This window comes from Fibrobacter sp. HC4 (assembly GCF_023373925.1).
Taxonomy (GTDB): domain Bacteria; phylum Fibrobacterota; class Fibrobacteria; order Fibrobacterales; family Fibrobacteraceae; genus Fibrobacter.
The window spans coordinates 157,439-172,444 of record NZ_JALCZV010000001.1 but is presented as its reverse complement, the minus strand read 5'-3'; the positions used below and the strand labels follow the sequence as shown (position 1 = coordinate 172,444).

Sequence of the window (15,006 nt, the reverse complement as noted above, 5' to 3'; positions counted from 1 at the left end):
TTTGTTACAAAATCGTTTGACGGCCTTACTTGCCGTTCACACTGTCAATGTATTTCTTGAAGCCTTCTACACCCAGCGTGTACATGTCTACGAACTTCGGGGCGAAGGGAGGATTCTTGCGATTGTGCATGCCCAGGGCGTCGTGCATCACCAGCACCTGTCCGTCGGTAAACTTGCCGCCGCCAATGCCGATGGTAACGCCCTTCACCTGCTGAGTGATAGCCGTACCCAAGGCTTCGGGAATATGCTCCAGCACCATTTCGAAACAGCCCAGCTCGTCGGTGAACTTGGCTGCCTTCACGATGGCTGCCGCCTCTTCGTCAGTCTGACCCTTCTGCTTGAAGTTGGCTGCCGTCTGGGGCAGCAAACCGTGATGGGCACACACCGGAACATCGTGGGCGCGCAAAAATTCAATCACGCCTTCGGGCGTACCTTCCAGCTTTACCGAAGCGGCCCCAAGATCCAGGAATCGACGGGCGTTGTCATAAGCCGTTTGCGGATCCTTGTCGCTTAAATAAGGCATGTCGGCTACCACATGGGTGTTGGGTGCGCCACGGCAAACCGCCGCCACGAAAATCAGCATCTCGGCCATACCGATCTCGCTGGTTTTCTTATAACCTAACATGGTGTTGGCCAGACTATCGCCAACAAGAATCTGGTCTACGCCTGCAGCCTCCGCCATTTGCGCGAAAGCGTAGTCGTAAGACGTAATCATTGAAACCTTTTCACCACGGGCTTTCTTTGCCATTATGTCGACTGGACTGAGCATAATTTCCGAATCTCCTGTAAATACGTTAGTGAATGAATCTCTTTTAAGAAACCGATATGATTCCGCAGGTAGGCCAGGAGCGCATTTTCTACGAATACGCGGGCGAACCCAGCAGACTTTAAAGATAGGGCAGGGGAGTTGGGGTAAGTTCCGCCCCTAAGCTTCCATAAACCCAGCAAAGTTTCGGGCTTGGCCCTGGCAGAATCCACGCCCAGGCAGGCCTTGCAAACCAAGCCGCCCGTTTCAGGATGAAAGTCCGCCGCCGGCTCTTCTAGAGGGCGTTCGCAACGGCTGCAGACATCCAGATCCAGGTGGTAACCCCACAAGTCGCAAGTATCCAGCAGCCACCGCGCAAAAACCTCATCCGAAGGCACCCTTCGCGGCTGCAGTTCTTCCCGCGATTCCGTCGCGGCGCCGTTGGAGCCTTCGCCAGAATTCAAGTCCCTAAGCGCCTGTTCCAACAGTTCGAACTCGTCTTGCAGCGGCACCCCCTGGGGAGCGTACCTCAGCAGAATCTCGGTCATCACCTGGGCCACCGCCTGATTCATCAGGTCCGCCCTTAAACCCGCATGCCAGTCAAGAAGCGTCGCTTCCTTTATGAACTGCAAGTCCCCGCCACCCGCCTTCTGTGGATTCTGGTTAAAAACCACCTCGCACAGCGACAACGGATCCATAGCGCCCTTAAAAGGAGACTCCTTGCGTTTGCCTCCCTTTACAATAAACGAAACCACGCCGCATTCCTGGGTTAAAGCCTTCACGATCCAGCTGGAATCGCTATAAGGGAACCGGTGCAGCACAATGGCCCGGGACTTGACGATCATGGGCGCAGAAGCCTCTTGCCTATTACTTAGCCGGGAACGGAGGCCAGCCCATCACCTGACCGCCAACCACATGCAGATGGATGTGGAAAACGGTCTGGCCTGCGTCAGCCTTGCAGTTGAACACGAAACGTGCGCCGGATTCTTCGAGACCAAGCTCCTTGGCGATACGCTGAGCCTGGAACAAAAGCTTACCCACCAGTTCACAGTCTTCGGCCTGCATATCCATGATGCTGGAAATATGCTTCTTGGGAATCACCAGGAAATGAACCGGTGCCTGGGGGGCGATATCGTAGAAGGCGAACACATCGTCATCTTCGTAAATCTTCTTGGAAGGGATTTCACCCTTGATAATCTTGCAAAAAAGGCAGTTTTCACTCATAGTGACTATATAATAGAAAATAAAGGAGGACTCCTGTAAAACATCATTCCGAACTTGTTTCGGAATCTCGTCTAATTTCGGACTATTGCCTTGGTGTGAAATCAAGAAGGGAGTGGGGGAATAACAAGGAATCCGATGATTTGTTCCTGGGTGAACTTTCATGCAGTTTATTATCGAAAGCAATTGCGGTCAAAAATGTGGCGTGCTGGATGGTGTCGATGGCTATGCCCTTGCCGGGAATTGCTGAAATTCGATTGATCCGATGCAAGGCGCTTAAAAGGAACTTTTTGAGGGCTATTTATCGTGCCGAAGGGGATTAAAAGATATTTTGATGCGGATTCGCAGGATGCAAGGCAGATCAAAAGAACTTTTCAAGCGGTATTTATCATGCAGATGCCGGTTGAAAGAACTTTTAACCCGCTTTTGTCGGATGCAGGGCGAATCAAAAGAAATTTTTAGGCGGTATTTATCGTGCCGATGCCGATTAAAGGAACTTTTAAAGCCCTTTTGACGGATGCAAAGTGGATTAAAAGAACTTTTAATTCGCTTTTGTCGGATACAAAGTCAATCAAAAGATATTTTGATGCGCTATCGATCGTGCCGATGGAAATTAAAAGATATTTTGATGCGAATTCGCAGGATATAGGGCGGTTTAAAAGGAACTTTTTGAGGGCTATTTATCGGATCGAGTGCATTTTGAACGAAAGCGTAAAATGGGAATTGTGTGAAAAACTTCACAATATTCCAAATAAGAATAACTTTTTCTCACATTTTTTTTATGAATGCCTCACACAGATGAAAAATATTTGTATACTTAAGTCCATCAAAAAAATTGAGGAAATCCCCCGTTTTTTAAGAAATTTAGACGGTTTTGGAAGACTTCTTTTGGTACAAAGTAAAATTTCATGACAATTCTATGACAGAAACGTGAAAAAACTTTGACAAAAGTGCAAAAAAGTTTGACAAAACTATTGACTTTCGAAAAAATTGAGGTATATTTATCAATGTAAACGAGAGTAAACACTCTGAAACACAAACGCTTCAAGAGCTGTGAATCTCAAAAGAATGTGTCACAATAACAAGGAGTACACTATGAAGAAGCAAGGTTTTACCCTTATTGAATTGATGGTCGTGATCGTTATCATGGGCATCTTGGCCGCTGTTGCAGTTCCTAAGCTGTTCGGCATGATCGCAAAGTCCAAGGCATCTGAAGTCGGCCCCGCAGCCGGTGAATACGTGAAGTTGCAGGACGCATACGTCGCTGAAAAGGGCACCAATGTTGGTAACTGGAAACAGATTGGTTACGTCATGAAGAATTCCTCTAACTACTACTATTGTGGTGTAAGTGCAAGTGCCCAAACTTGCGATGATGCCACAGGTTACGGAAACACCTCAACCACCACATATGCTGCATATGTGGCTTATTGGACAGCTTCTAGCAAGGCCACTCTGAATGACTGCCAGGCAAACAGTGTTTGGAGCTTGACAACTTCTGCTAACGGCTCTTCTGGTGGTATGGTTCTCTATGCAGCAGCTGTTTCTGGTGGTGCAGATGGCAATTGCGATGTTCTTACCCCGAACTTCTTGAGGCTCAATACTGCTTCAGCAAACTAATTCTTAGAATTTGGTTCAAATTCGAAAAAGGTTCATCTCTTTACGAGGTGGACCTTTTTTGACATAGCTCTTTAGGCCGAAAAATATCCTTTATTATGGTTTTGTCATTGCTTTCAAAAAATTGCTTCTTTCATATCGTAGCTGATATCAACATACGCTCTTATAATGTTTTCTTTTTTGGGGCGTCAAGACACGCAAACACAACCATTTGCACCGAACTCGCAAAACCAGCCAATCGAAGAACTTTTATCTAAGGGTTCCAAAGAAACCAACTCATCAGAATCCAAAGTGTCCATAACAGATTCCGCAATCTTCTTCGGATTAGAATTTGCATGAAATTCATAGTAGGCACCGCAAAAGAAGCATTCCAAGCAATTCCTTCTTAGAACGGTATTGATGATCTTTCGTTTTTCGTCGTGATTTCGCTGTAATCTTACAATTAGTCGATAAGTAGCCATATAGACATACCCTCTTGTTATAAATGAAACTTACAATCACCCGCATTTATTTGCTACTAATGCCAAATAAATTGCAGGTAATCCGTCAATATGTTAAGTATGTCTGCGGCCAACCACTAAAGGTTATTTCAAGAAGCCTTATCTCCTAAAATAATAAATTTCTGAAAAAAAAGCAATGACGTTAAGTTATCTTTTCAGCAAGACTCATCCACTAGCCAAAAGAAACTTTCATGTCAAGAAAAGAAAATACAAAGACGAAAACACCTCTCAGGACAATCCAATTTCTCAATTACGAAGGATTGCAAATAAAATACGGAACCTCGGATGAACTGATTATTGTCCCTTTGAATATCACCAACTCAAAAGTCGGAGACGAAGGAGAAACTGATTACAAGGCTTTCTGGAAAATCGGAAACGGCACCTTTGAAATTCCGCCATACAAAATTTTGCCGAAGAATGCAGTCAAAAATACAATGATGACATAAAGATAACATTCGGCGTAGAAACCTATGTGCTAAAAGATGGCAAAGTTGATTATGTGCTCTGGCAAGCTGCCGATGATAACAAAACCACTTTTGACTCAAGAAAAAAAATCAAGTTTCGTTTGATTGTTGGTAGTGCTAATTTTACGAATGCTGCTTTTTCAAGGAATACAGAGGCCTGTGTCTACATTGATGATCTTTCAACATCTGATGAAATTGTTGGGCAAGCTTTGGAGTTGATTCATAATTCTTATTGTCAGGGCAAATTATTTAATAAGAAAAGTCTTGAACAATACAAGGTTTTTTGTAAAAAGAATCAGGCAAGGTTGCAGAAAGTATCTGGAGATTTTGGTTTGCCTAATGATAAATGTTTGGATAAAATCAGGCCAACATATGAAATGAAATCAGTGAGTCTTACGTGGGAAAAGTTTTACGATACTGTAAAAAATGAAGAAGCTGATAATGAACATGGTCCTTGGATTGAACGTAGGTTAAAAGTTCTTGAATATTCGCAAGCACTTTTTAGAAGTTGTGATCATTTTTCAGAATTAAATTTGGATGCTCGGCGCTTTATTGCGGGACAGAACAGTGAATTATTTAAAAAGGCCGGTTTACCCCAAAAGAGTGATACGAAATTTTTTGGCAGTATGCAAGCTGCAAAAGATCTTAAACCTATAATAAAAAACAACGATAGGTGCATTTCTTTGGCTTTAGATTGCATCCCCTTAGAAGGCGCGATTACCAAGAAACATTATAATGATTTCGTAAGTAAGATTCTTGAATATTCGACAGGGATTGGGTTGGCAATTGCAACACGCTTGTTGACAATGAAAAGACCTGATTTTTTTGTTTGCATTGATTCTAAAAATGAAAAGAATCTTTTGAAGGACTTTGGCATAGAAAACATGAGTTATCTTGCAAATAGCGATAAACGAGTAAATTTTGAGCGTTATTGGAAACAAGTTCTTGGTCGCCTCCATGACAGTTTTTGGTGGAATTCTAAACCCACCGAGTCTGCTTCGGCAATTGAGAAGGCCGTATGGAAATATCGTACAGCTTTCGTAGATAGTCTTTTTTACGATGAATTTGCTAAATAAAAATATTTGACTATTTTCTACTAGACTATAGAACAGCCTTTTTAGTCTTTTCCTCTGAAAACAGTTAATAAAATTACCCCTGAAGAACAAGACTTCTGCTGAATTAGATTCTATTGTTGAACACCTTGAAGAAATGTTGTCTCGCGTAAATATTTTTTCAGAAAATGAAACAAGGCAACTTATCAGTTTGTTAAAAGTGATGAAGGTAAGTCATGAATGTTTGTGATGTTTCTGAAGAATATCAAAGATATCATTGTAAATTTCTCCATATTCACCACCTTAGTGGATAAGATATGTAATTTGAATTATATTTTTTGAATTCAAATCTTTTCATTAATAAAATACAATATTCATCCAATTGTCTCAAAATAAGCCATTTTAGCAGCCTAAAATCACTCATATCTAATTTTAGTAATTTTTCTTTTTTTTATATTCATATACATGAAAAAGGTTATTACATACGGAACATTTGACCTTCTGCACCAAGGACACATAAATCTTTTGCAAAAAGCAAAAGAACTCGGTGACTATCTAATCGTTGGAGTCACAAACGATAGCTTTGATAAGGATCGTGGCAAACTAAACGTACGCAATAATGTTTTAGAAAGAGTTGAAGCAGTAAAGGCTACAGGACTTGCAGACAAAATCATTATTGAAGATTACGTAGGTCAAAAAATTGAAGATGTTTTAAAATACAATGTTGATATTTTTGCAATAGGATCCGATTGGGAAGGACAATTTGATTACCTAAACGAATTTTGCCAGGTAATATACCTTCCTCGCACGGAAGGAATATCCTCAACACAACTAAGAGCAGAAACGCAATATAACGTCAATATAGGCATTATCGGATGTGGACGAGTCGCCAGCCGTTTTCCTTTTGAAGCTAAAGTTGTAAGTGGAATTTCCATCACTGCCGCCTACGATCAAGATTACGCAGTATGTTGCGATTTTGAAAAAAAGAACATTGGTGTTAAGGCTTACGAAAATTTAAACGATTTCTACAGCCATGTTGATGCAGTTTATATTGCAACACCCCATCTCTCACATTACGATTGTATAAAAAAATCACTTCTCGCGGGCAAACACGTTCTTTGCGAAACTCCGATGGTTTTAAACGAACTGCAGGCAAATGAACTTTATAACATTGCTGAAGAAAGGAATCTAGTTCTAGTTGAAGCAAACAAAACTGCACACTGTCCTGCATTCAACCACCTTATCGTAATGATCAAATCTGGTCTTATAGGAGAGGTGGTTGATATTGAAGCTTCCTTATCTCAGTTACTTGATAAAAGCGGTCGCGAGTTTGATGTAAATCAAGCTGGTGGAGCAATGTTTGAACAAGGTTCCTATCCTTTACTTCCGATTTTGAAGTTATTGGGACCAGAATTTAAGAGTCTAAATTTCTATTCTAAAATGGAAAAAAACGTAGACATGCACACGAAAGGAGTCATTCTCTACCCCAACGCAGTGTGTTCGTTTAAGGTTGGTCTAGGGGTAAAAACAGAAGGAAGTTTAGTCATTTCTGGCACAAAGGGTTACGCCTACGTTCCTGCCCCCTGGTGGAAAACTGATTATTTTGAACTTCGATACGAAAATCAAAATGACACAAAGAAATTCTTCTACAAATGGGACGGATTTGGGCTACGCTACGAAATTCAGGAATTCATCGGTAGTATTTACAACAAACGTCCTACGTCCACAAAACTAAATCGAAAAGAAAGCATTTGCATGGCAAGAATCATGCAAGCTTTTTATGAAAAAAAGAATTTTATCGAGATTTAAGATATGATTAACTTTACCGTAGGTCCCGTACAATCAAGTCAAAGTATTCTTGAAATAGGAGCAGAACAGGTTCCCTATTTTAGAACAGAAGAGTTCTCAAACATAATGTTTGAGAACGAGCGAATGATCAAGAAATTTGCTTATGCCTCAGAAGAATCTCGGGTTGTTTTCATAACAGGGTCCGGTTCCGCCAGTATGGAAGCAGCAATCATGAATACCTTGACACCAAATGATAGAGCCCTCGTTGTAAATGGAGGCAGTTTTGGTCAGCGATTTGTAGAGCTCTGCGATTTACATGACATTCCTTTTTCAGAAATAAAACTTGATGTTGGGAAAGCCCTAAAAGCAGAGCACCTTGCTGAATATGAAGGAAAGGGATACACAACCTTTATCGTCAATAAACACGAAACATCCACTGGAGTCCATTATGATATGGACCTTATTAGTGACTTTTGCAAGAGAAACGGATTGTTCCTAATCGTTGACTGCATTAGCACATTCTTAGCAGATCCATTCCATATGGAAAAACTTGAAGCGGACATCATGATTACGGGTTCTCAGAAAGCTCTCGCATGTCCCCCAGGAATATCCATCATGATTCTTTCTCCTAAGGCACAAAAGCGCATCGAAGAAACAAAATGCAAATGTCAATATTTAGACTTAAAAATAGCACTCAAAAATGCAGAACGAGGCCAGACCCCATGGACGCCTGCTGTAGGAATTCTTCGTCAAATCCATGCCCGGCTTTTGGTAATTGACGCAAATGGCGGCGTTGAAGCAGAAATTGAACGAACAAAAGCATTGGCAACTTATTTTCGTGAAAAAATAAAGAATCTGCCCCTCGAAATCGTTTCAGAATCGTTATCCAATGCAGTGACTCCTCTCCACCCAACAACCGCATCCGCATATGATATTTTTCTAAAACTAAAAGAAGAATACGGCATTTGGATATGTCCTAATGGAGGATTTTTAAAGGATTCAGTTTTTAGAGTTGGCCATATCGGAGCATTAACCACAGAAGACTATGATAAACTCATAAAAGCATTTAGAAATCTACTTCAAAAAAGACACATCTAGCTTCTCGGGAAAACGTCATGGAGCACACCCCTGCAAATATTCGCTTATGTGAACAGTCCAAATGCACTGGATGTATGGCTTGCAAACAAAAGTGTCAAAACAAAGCCATATCCATAAAAGATATAGATGGATTTGCATATCCAACCATAAACAAAGATCTTTGTAAAGCGTGTGGATTGTGCCTGAACGCGTGCCCCGTGCTGAACCTAAAGGCGTTAAAGGGAAACTGCCATGAAAAAATCCAAACATGTCTTGCAGCATGGAATAAATCTGTTGGCATACGCGAGCAAAGTTCTTCCGGAGGAATTTTCACAGCTTTCGCAGAACATATTTTATCCATTGGTGGCATCGTTTTTGGCGCCGCCTGGGACGAAAACATGTCTCTCAAGCATAAAGCAATTGAACGCCAGGATAATTTAGACCTCATTCGAAGATCCAAGTATGTGCAAAGCGATGTAAACGACACTTTTCGCCAAACGGAAAAATTTTTGAAGGAAGGAAGAACTGTATTGTATTGCGGAACACCTTGCCAAATTGCGGGGCTCAAGCATTTTCTCAATAAAAATTACGAAAAACTTTACCTCTTGGATATTTTATGCCAAGGAGTACCATCTCCAGAGAGTTTTAGATCCTACCTAAAGGAAATAGAAACGAAAAGCGGATCAAAAGTTATTGATTGTAATTTTAGAACAAAAGATCGAGGTTGGAGATCAGGACTTTTCCAGTTAAAGCTCACCCTGGAAAACGGGAAAGTGCTTAGAAAGGTTCTTGATGAAAATGAGTACTATAACGCCTTTTTTAAGGAGTACTTCATGAGAGAATCTTGTTATGACTGTAATTTCAAAAGCAACCATCAGGGTTACTATGCAGACATTACGCTAGCTGACTTTTGGAGAATTGGTAACAAGATTCCTTTTAATGAAAAGAACTACACAAAAGGTATTTCGGCAATCATTGTAAACACAAATCAGGGTGAAAAATTACTCAAAGATTGTTCAAAAAAAATTGAAACAACAGAAAGATCTTGGCAAGAATTTTCAACCAACGGCGGATTAAGAAGTAGTCACAAACCAATAAACAACGATGCTGCAAAAAAATATCTTAAACAGCACACATGGCATGAAACTCAACAGAAGTTCTTCCCTTTACGACTTAGTAGAAAAATTTATTTTTGCATTTTGCTCTCATTGGGAGAAAAGAAATTACGTAAGATTTGTAAAATATTAGGGAGAATACAACAATGAAGAAACTCGGAATTCTTACCTTGGTATTTTTCAATTACGGAACACGACTACAATCTTACGCTCTTTGCAAAGCTATTGAAAAAATCAAGCCCAGCAGTCTACCTTTTGAAGTCATCAATATAGAAGGTATTTGGTCAGAAAAAGTCGTTAACAAAAAAAAATTGCTAATAAATTGCGTTTCTTACTATAAAACGAAATCCATCAAAAAAATATTTTATCTCATAAAGTGGAGAATTGAAGATTGGTTAATTAAAAAGAAGGATCACTCTGAAGAAGAAGCTAAACGAATAAAAAAATTTTCTAGCCTAATCAGAAAAATCCCTTACTCAAGGAAAAAATATACTTGCACTGACATCCGAAATGGCGTACTCAACAAGTATTCTGCAATTCTTGTCGGTAGTGATCAAGTTTGGAATGGGATTAAGGTCCCTTGCCAGGACATTTATATGCTAGATTATTTCAACGGAAAAGGTCTTTCATATGCAGCTAGTTTTGGATTAAAAACTATTCCCCAAAAACAATTCAACAATTATCAACATCGAATAAATCGTTTTGACAAGTTGCTTGTTAGAGAAGAGAACGGAGTTGAATTATGCAAGACTTTGGGAAGAAATGACGCAGAATGCGTCTTGGACCCAACACTACTTCTCTCAAAAGAAGAATACCAAACTTTAATCAGCCATGACGAACTTATACATGAAAATTTCATTCTTGTATATTCGTTAAACTATTCATATCAAATATATAATCAAGCTGATAAATTTGCAAAAAAAAATAATTGCAGAATGGTCATTTTAAAAAGATCATTTTGTCCTCCCAAAGCCTCAGTCTATCCCAATGCAATACAACTATATGAAGTGTCTCCAGAAGATTTCCTTTGGCTAATACATAATGCGAAATGTATAATAACAAACAGTTACCACGCGATGCTTTTCTCAATAATTTTCAATAAAAACTTTTACTTGTATCTAGACAAATGCGATGAAGAAAACAGCAGGATGCTTTCGCTTTCCAAAATTTGCCACCTGAACAACAGGATTGTTTGGGAATTTGATACGCTACCACTAACAAATTATGATATTGATTACGCACCTGTGAATTCTATTATAGAATATCACCGACAAAAATCAATGAATTTATTGCAGCAAGCTATCAACTCCATAATGTAGTTTGAATTTAAATTCGCTTAGATACACACAATAGCTATAGAAACTCAATGCAAACAAGAGACAAATCGTTAGATGCTTTGAAATACATGCTCATCGTATGCGTTATTTTCGGGCACTGTTTGGGAAACTATTATGAAAACTCTGCAATTTGCAGAGGAATTTACAATTTCATAAATTTATTTCACATGCCTCTTTTTATTTTCCTAAGCGGATATTTTTCAAAAATACAACTTGAAAGATAAAGACCAACGTCAACATTTTATTTTTTCTGAAATAAAATTATTGGAAACTTTTGTTTTGTTTTGTTGCGTTCATCAGTTCATTGAAATGCGTTCAATTTCTTTTAAAGAAATGCTTATTGACGCAAGTTGGTCAATGTGGTATCTCATAAGTTTATTTTCATGGAGATTCATACATCAGTTCATCCCCTCTAATTTTTTTAGAAGTTCATTAATTCTACCTTCAGCATTTGCTTTTAGTCTCATATCAGGTTTTTTCCCTATCAATGGTTTCCTTTCATCACAAAGAACATGCGTATATCTTTTCTTTTTTTTGGCAGGTTTTGTTGTTAAAAGAAACAACATTATTTCTACAATTCAAAAAAAGACTATTCCCCCAATCTTGATTTTATCAGCATCATTAATAATCTGTATCGTATTTATCAATTTCGACATCAATAAAATAATATGGGGCTTTTTCAACTATAATTATTCAGGTTTCTATTGGAAAGATGCCGTAATATACAGATTTATTTTTATATCTACGGCTACATTAATAGGTCTATCGATACTTTGTTTATCGCGTTCAAAATCTTCTTTTTTCAGCAATTATGGTCAAAAGACGCTATTCTTTTACATATACCATACTTTAATTTTATATGGCTTTTTTGAGCTAATCAAACGATTAAATTTACCTACATCGTTGCCATTTCTTGTTCTTTATACATCAAGTGTCATAATAATCCTACATATAACATCTCATATAAGGTTTCTTAATTTTATGATTAACCCAGTAACAGGATGTTTAATAAAATTGAATGTATTAAAATCATCGCAATCCATGAAGTAACGAAAAGTCAATTAAGTTATACTTTCTGCAATAGTAAAATCTATAGATTGTCGTTGTAATTTCAGCTAGTAAATAGGCCAAAGCAAAACTTTTATAAGTAATTCCATCAAGGATATATAAACCAACAATAACAAGAACAAGTACGGCAGAAGCCAAATAAACACTTCTATTAAAAGGGGCCGAATACCCAAAAGAAATGAGAATCGGCGCCCCCATACAAACATCTATTCCAATAAAAAATACCGTAACAGAAGCAATTTTAATTAAAGGAATTGCCTCCGGCAGAGATCCTTTCGCAAAAATAAATTCCATTAACGGGGCCGAAATAAACATCGTTGTCCCCAACAAGGCAGAAATCATCATTACAGCTACAAAAAATTTCACGACAAAAGAACGGTTCTTTTCTTTTGCAATAAAAGGATAAGCAGCCTGATTTAACATAGACATTGGTAAAGACATACCCGAAGCCACTTTGGACATAAGATCATATGCAGCAACCAATTGCATGGAAAAAAAAGTTCCACATACAATTTTTGCAAGAGAACTGTTGAAAAAATTTGAAATTCTTGACAAGAAAAAAGGGAAACCGTCCTTTATAGTTGCTATTATCTCGCTGACAGACGGAATCACTAATTTTACTTTTATTATTTTCAGTAAAATAAAAGTAGATATTGCCCCAGCTAATATATTACATAGAGATTGAATCAAAGCAACTCGTTCAAAATGAATTGGATTTTTCACAAACAAAAAAATACATAGTGTATATACCAGGACTGATATTGTTTTGACAATAGTCAAATATTTCATCTTTTCAATTCCCTGATAAAACCAAGTCGGGTATAACACATCAGCAAAACAGCCCAAAAAAGCAAAATAAAACAATGATATTCGCAAATTTCCTATCGGGAAAAGCGTCAGTCCAAAGTTCAGCAAAAGTAAAGAAATCAAGAAAAACAGAAGCTTTGTGCTTAAAACAGTGCAAACAATTTTGCTTAGCTTTTCATTGGAATCTCTGTTTATAGAAATGTCTCTAACAGCAGAAACATCTAACCCAAAATTTATGAGATAAGAGAAATAAGCGGCTATTGTTTGAGCAAAAACAACCATACCATATTTTTCCGCACCAACAGTTCGAAGCAAATACGGCAAGGTGACAAACGGCATAACAAGACTTGCGATTTCTACCACAGTCAGACAGCTTGCATTTTTTAAAATTGCAGAGTGTTTTTTTAAAATCTCGATCAACATTACTTTAACAATGTATTACTTCCAGTAAAATTTCATCTTATACTGTTTTGGAACTCTATCACATTCTGGGGGAAGTTTCGTATAATCGCCATAAATCGTTCTTAAATAGCGGTCATAACCATTTAAGACCATAAAAGTTTGTTCCTCAAACGGCATTTCATATACAGAGGCAAAATCTTCAATTAGCTGGTAATTCCGATCTCTATCATCCATACAAACAAACTGAGTCCAATGATTTGTTTCTCCAAATTTATAGCGTTTTGCGTTTTGTGTCAACGCAAAATTTATTTTTGCAAGTTTTTGATTTTTCCTAAAGAAAATTTTCTTTATCAGCAATTTAAAATTAAATAAAAAAGATAAACGCGATACAAAAGGGCTCTTGGCGTCTCTAAAAAAAACTTGTTTCATCCATAGCCACCGAGCTCTCTCAGCATCCTTTTTGAAAATTTTTATTTCATCATCTGCGCCGTCGAGAGGGAATATGTCTATCCACACACCAGACTCAAAATCACCCCATTCGCAAGGAGAGTCCACATATGTTCTATCGGAATCATAGACTCGAGCAAAGCTTATCCAACATTTTTCGTCATAGGGAGACGCTATACGAAATTTTTTTGATTTATATGTTTTGCAAAATAAATCAAAATCATCTCTCGGCATCATAATGTCAATATCGTCGTCCCAGGGAATAAAGCCCTTATGCCTAATAGCTCCAATTAATGTGCCGTACGCTAATGAATATTTTATATTACGAGCAATACAAAATGAATGAACATCTTTTAAAATATCCAAACTAAAAGACTGAATTTCCTTCAAAGTCATTTCTTTCACAACACGCTCACTTTTTCGAATTCTATCATCATTAACTAAACACTACTTTGATTCATTTTTTAAGTATTCTATGTAATTTTTTTCAGTATCAAAAATAATTCCGCTGTGCGTTGCAGCCGCCTTTCTTGGCGTTTTCCAATCCCCAAACCATACTTTCAAAACATTGTCATATTGCAGTAAACCAGGAATTTTGATATACTCAAAATTCATCAATTCAACATTTTTCAAATCATCTCGACAAACAGTCTTCAACGCATCGCTAAAAGACAATCCAGAAACCATTTTTGTTTCTTTCATTCTGCAAGTTAAGGACACCTTCATCATCAACTTATACGCTATTACTTGAAGCAATCCAAAAGGTTTATTTACAACGAAATGAAATACCTTTTTAGGGATACGGACAAGTCCCTTGGACTCAAAGTATCTTGTTGAAAAATATGCAAATGCGAGCATCAAATTTCTAAACAGCCAAGCTGTTTTCATCTGAAAATATCGAGCAACTTTGTTATCATAAACATTATCAAGAGGAAAAATATCTATAAAAATTCCTTGATTATAGTTCAAATTGCGATTAAGCTCATCCGATACAATTCCAGTAGTTTCGCTATTCCTTAATTTTGCATGACCATTAACAAAGCTCTTTCCAGAATTATCAAACTGGAAAAAATATGGATATTTAAATTCTGTTTCTGCAATAGAACAAAGTTTTTCATAATCTTCTCGCAACATGGTAAAGTCCATGTCATCATCCCATGGGATGAATCCTTTGTGACGGACGGCGCCTAGTAAGGTTCCAAAGTTTGCTACTATTTTGAGATTATATTTATTGCACACACGAAACAATTCTTGTGCAAGATCCAACTGCACACTCCAAGCTTTTTTCATCTCGACCGGAATTTTATAACCGCACCTAATTTCCTCGTTTAGAAATTCTGGTGGTGGTGAATTTTTCAGTTGAACCATA

Annotated in this window: 16 protein-coding genes; 10 read left to right on the top strand and 6 right to left on the bottom strand. The window is 38.1% G+C overall.

Annotated features, from left to right (window positions below; translation table 11 throughout):
• Positions 1 to 25: 25 nt before the first annotated feature.
• The 3 genes from panB to MMG03_RS00760 are packed head-to-tail and all read right to left on the bottom strand — an operon-like array spanning position 26 to position 1,969.
• On the bottom strand, positions 26 to 748 hold the full coding sequence (gene panB, locus MMG03_RS00770) for a 3-methyl-2-oxobutanoate hydroxymethyltransferase (protein WP_249505398.1): 723 nt from the start codon (positions 746 to 748) through the stop codon (positions 26 to 28).
• Positions 748 to 1,590 carry a DNA repair protein RecO gene (gene recO, locus MMG03_RS00765; RefSeq protein ID WP_249505397.1) on the bottom strand — a complete coding sequence of 281 codons (843 nt, stop codon included), beginning with the start codon at positions 1,588 to 1,590 and terminating at the stop codon, positions 748 to 750. Before recO ends, panB begins: the two co-directional genes overlap by 1 nt.
• Positions 1,591 to 1,612: 22 nt before the next feature.
• Positions 1,613 to 1,969 carry a histidine triad nucleotide-binding protein gene (locus MMG03_RS00760; RefSeq protein WP_073155514.1) on the bottom strand — a complete coding sequence of 119 codons (357 nt, stop codon included), beginning with the start codon at positions 1,967 to 1,969 and terminating at the stop codon, positions 1,613 to 1,615.
• A gap of 471 nt (positions 1,970 to 2,440) precedes the next feature.
• Between MMG03_RS00760 and MMG03_RS00755 the strand changes: the two genes are divergently transcribed.
• From MMG03_RS00755 to MMG03_RS16260, 10 genes are all read left to right on the top strand, one after another.
• Entirely contained in the window at positions 2,441 to 2,878 is a 438-nt protein-coding gene (locus MMG03_RS00755; RefSeq protein ID WP_249505396.1) for a hypothetical protein, read from the top strand.
• A 183-nt stretch (positions 2,879 to 3,061) separates the two neighbouring features.
• Positions 3,062 to 3,583, top strand: a complete 522-nt coding sequence (locus MMG03_RS00750; protein ID WP_249505395.1) for a type IV pilin protein — start codon at positions 3,062 to 3,064, stop codon at positions 3,581 to 3,583.
• A gap of 688 nt (positions 3,584 to 4,271) precedes the next feature.
• Positions 4,272 to 4,526 (top strand): hypothetical protein, encoded by a 255-nt coding sequence (locus MMG03_RS00745; RefSeq protein WP_249505394.1) that lies wholly within the window; start codon positions 4,272 to 4,274, stop codon positions 4,524 to 4,526.
• A 26-nt stretch (positions 4,527 to 4,552) separates the two neighbouring features.
• A complete protein-coding gene (locus tag MMG03_RS00740) occupies positions 4,553 to 5,620 on the top strand; it encodes a hypothetical protein (protein WP_249505393.1) in 1,068 nt (355 codons plus the stop codon).
• Between the two features lie 441 nt (positions 5,621 to 6,061).
• Positions 6,062 to 7,405, top strand: a complete 1,344-nt coding sequence (locus MMG03_RS00730; RefSeq protein ID WP_346348693.1) for a Gfo/Idh/MocA family oxidoreductase — start codon at positions 6,062 to 6,064, stop codon at positions 7,403 to 7,405.
• A 3-nt stretch (positions 7,406 to 7,408) separates the two neighbouring features.
• On the top strand, positions 7,409 to 8,482 hold the full coding sequence (locus MMG03_RS00725) for an alanine--glyoxylate aminotransferase family protein (protein ID WP_249505392.1): 1,074 nt from the start codon (positions 7,409 to 7,411) through the stop codon (positions 8,480 to 8,482).
• A gap of 17 nt (positions 8,483 to 8,499) precedes the next feature.
• Positions 8,500 to 9,726 (top strand): Coenzyme F420 hydrogenase/dehydrogenase, beta subunit C-terminal domain, encoded by a 1,227-nt coding sequence (locus MMG03_RS00720; RefSeq protein WP_263859241.1) that lies wholly within the window; start codon positions 8,500 to 8,502, stop codon positions 9,724 to 9,726.
• On the top strand, positions 9,723 to 10,895 hold the full coding sequence (locus MMG03_RS00715) for a polysaccharide pyruvyl transferase family protein (RefSeq protein ID WP_249505390.1): 1,173 nt from the start codon (positions 9,723 to 9,725) through the stop codon (positions 10,893 to 10,895). Before MMG03_RS00720 ends, MMG03_RS00715 begins: the two co-directional genes overlap by 4 nt.
• A gap of 47 nt (positions 10,896 to 10,942) precedes the next feature.
• The gene (locus MMG03_RS16265; RefSeq protein ID WP_369077386.1) at positions 10,943 to 11,137 is read left to right on the top strand and encodes an acyltransferase family protein; all 195 of its coding nucleotides are present in this window, start codon (positions 10,943 to 10,945) and stop codon (positions 11,135 to 11,137) included.
• Between the two features lie 85 nt (positions 11,138 to 11,222).
• Entirely contained in the window at positions 11,223 to 11,963 is a 741-nt protein-coding gene (locus tag MMG03_RS16260) for an acyltransferase family protein (protein WP_369077387.1), read from the top strand.
• Here the strand turns inward: MMG03_RS16260 and MMG03_RS00710 are convergent.
• The 3 genes from MMG03_RS00710 to MMG03_RS00700 are packed head-to-tail and all read right to left on the bottom strand — an operon-like array spanning position 11,943 to position 15,005.
• Positions 11,943 to 13,211: an oligosaccharide flippase family protein gene (locus MMG03_RS00710; RefSeq protein WP_249505389.1), complete on the bottom strand. Its 1,269-nt coding sequence runs from the start codon at positions 13,209 to 13,211 to the stop codon at positions 11,943 to 11,945. The two genes, MMG03_RS16260 and MMG03_RS00710, sit on opposite strands and share 21 nt — an antisense overlap.
• A gap of 15 nt (positions 13,212 to 13,226) precedes the next feature.
• Positions 13,227 to 14,033: a phosphorylcholine transferase LicD gene (locus tag MMG03_RS00705; protein WP_249505435.1), complete on the bottom strand. Its 807-nt coding sequence runs from the start codon at positions 14,031 to 14,033 to the stop codon at positions 13,227 to 13,229.
• Positions 14,034 to 14,084: 51 nt separating this feature from the next.
• Complete coding sequence (locus MMG03_RS00700) at positions 14,085 to 15,005, bottom strand: phosphorylcholine transferase LicD (protein WP_249505388.1); 921 nt, start codon at positions 15,003 to 15,005, stop codon at positions 14,085 to 14,087.
• Between the last annotated feature and the right edge of the window lies 1 nt (position 15,006).

Bases quoted from the DNA above. Each gene is read 5' to 3' on its own strand.
- recO (WP_249505397.1), bottom strand. From the start codon at position 1,590: ATGATCGTCAAGTCCCGGGCCATTGTGCTGCACCGGTTCCCTTATAGC.
- MMG03_RS00715 (WP_249505390.1), top strand. From the start codon at position 9,723: ATGAAGAAACTCGGAATTCTTACCTTGGTATTTTTCAATTACGGAACA.
- panB (WP_249505398.1), bottom strand. From the start codon at position 748: ATGGCAAAGAAAGCCCGTGGTGAAAAGGTTTCAATGATTACGTCTTAC.
- MMG03_RS00750 (WP_249505395.1), top strand. From the start codon at position 3,062: ATGAAGAAGCAAGGTTTTACCCTTATTGAATTGATGGTCGTGATCGTT.
- MMG03_RS00700 (WP_249505388.1), bottom strand. From the start codon at position 15,005: ATGGTTCAACTGAAAAATTCACCACCACCAGAATTTCTAAACGAGGAA.
- MMG03_RS00705 (WP_249505435.1), bottom strand. From the start codon at position 14,033: ATGACTTTGAAGGAAATTCAGTCTTTTAGTTTGGATATTTTAAAAGAT.
- MMG03_RS16265 (WP_369077386.1), top strand. From the start codon at position 10,943: ATGCAAACAAGAGACAAATCGTTAGATGCTTTGAAATACATGCTCATC.
- MMG03_RS00725 (WP_249505392.1), top strand. From the start codon at position 7,409: ATGATTAACTTTACCGTAGGTCCCGTACAATCAAGTCAAAGTATTCTT.
- MMG03_RS00730 (WP_346348693.1), top strand. From the start codon at position 6,062: ATGAAAAAGGTTATTACATACGGAACATTTGACCTTCTGCACCAAGGA.
- MMG03_RS00720 (WP_263859241.1), top strand. From the start codon at position 8,500: ATGGAGCACACCCCTGCAAATATTCGCTTATGTGAACAGTCCAAATGC.
- MMG03_RS00760 (WP_073155514.1), bottom strand. From the start codon at position 1,969: ATGAGTGAAAACTGCCTTTTTTGCAAGATTATCAAGGGTGAAATCCCT.
- MMG03_RS00710 (WP_249505389.1), bottom strand. From the start codon at position 13,211: ATGTTGATCGAGATTTTAAAAAAACACTCTGCAATTTTAAAAAATGCA.
- MMG03_RS16260 (WP_369077387.1), top strand. From the start codon at position 11,223: ATGCGTTCAATTTCTTTTAAAGAAATGCTTATTGACGCAAGTTGGTCA.
- MMG03_RS00745 (WP_249505394.1), top strand. From the start codon at position 4,272: ATGTCAAGAAAAGAAAATACAAAGACGAAAACACCTCTCAGGACAATC.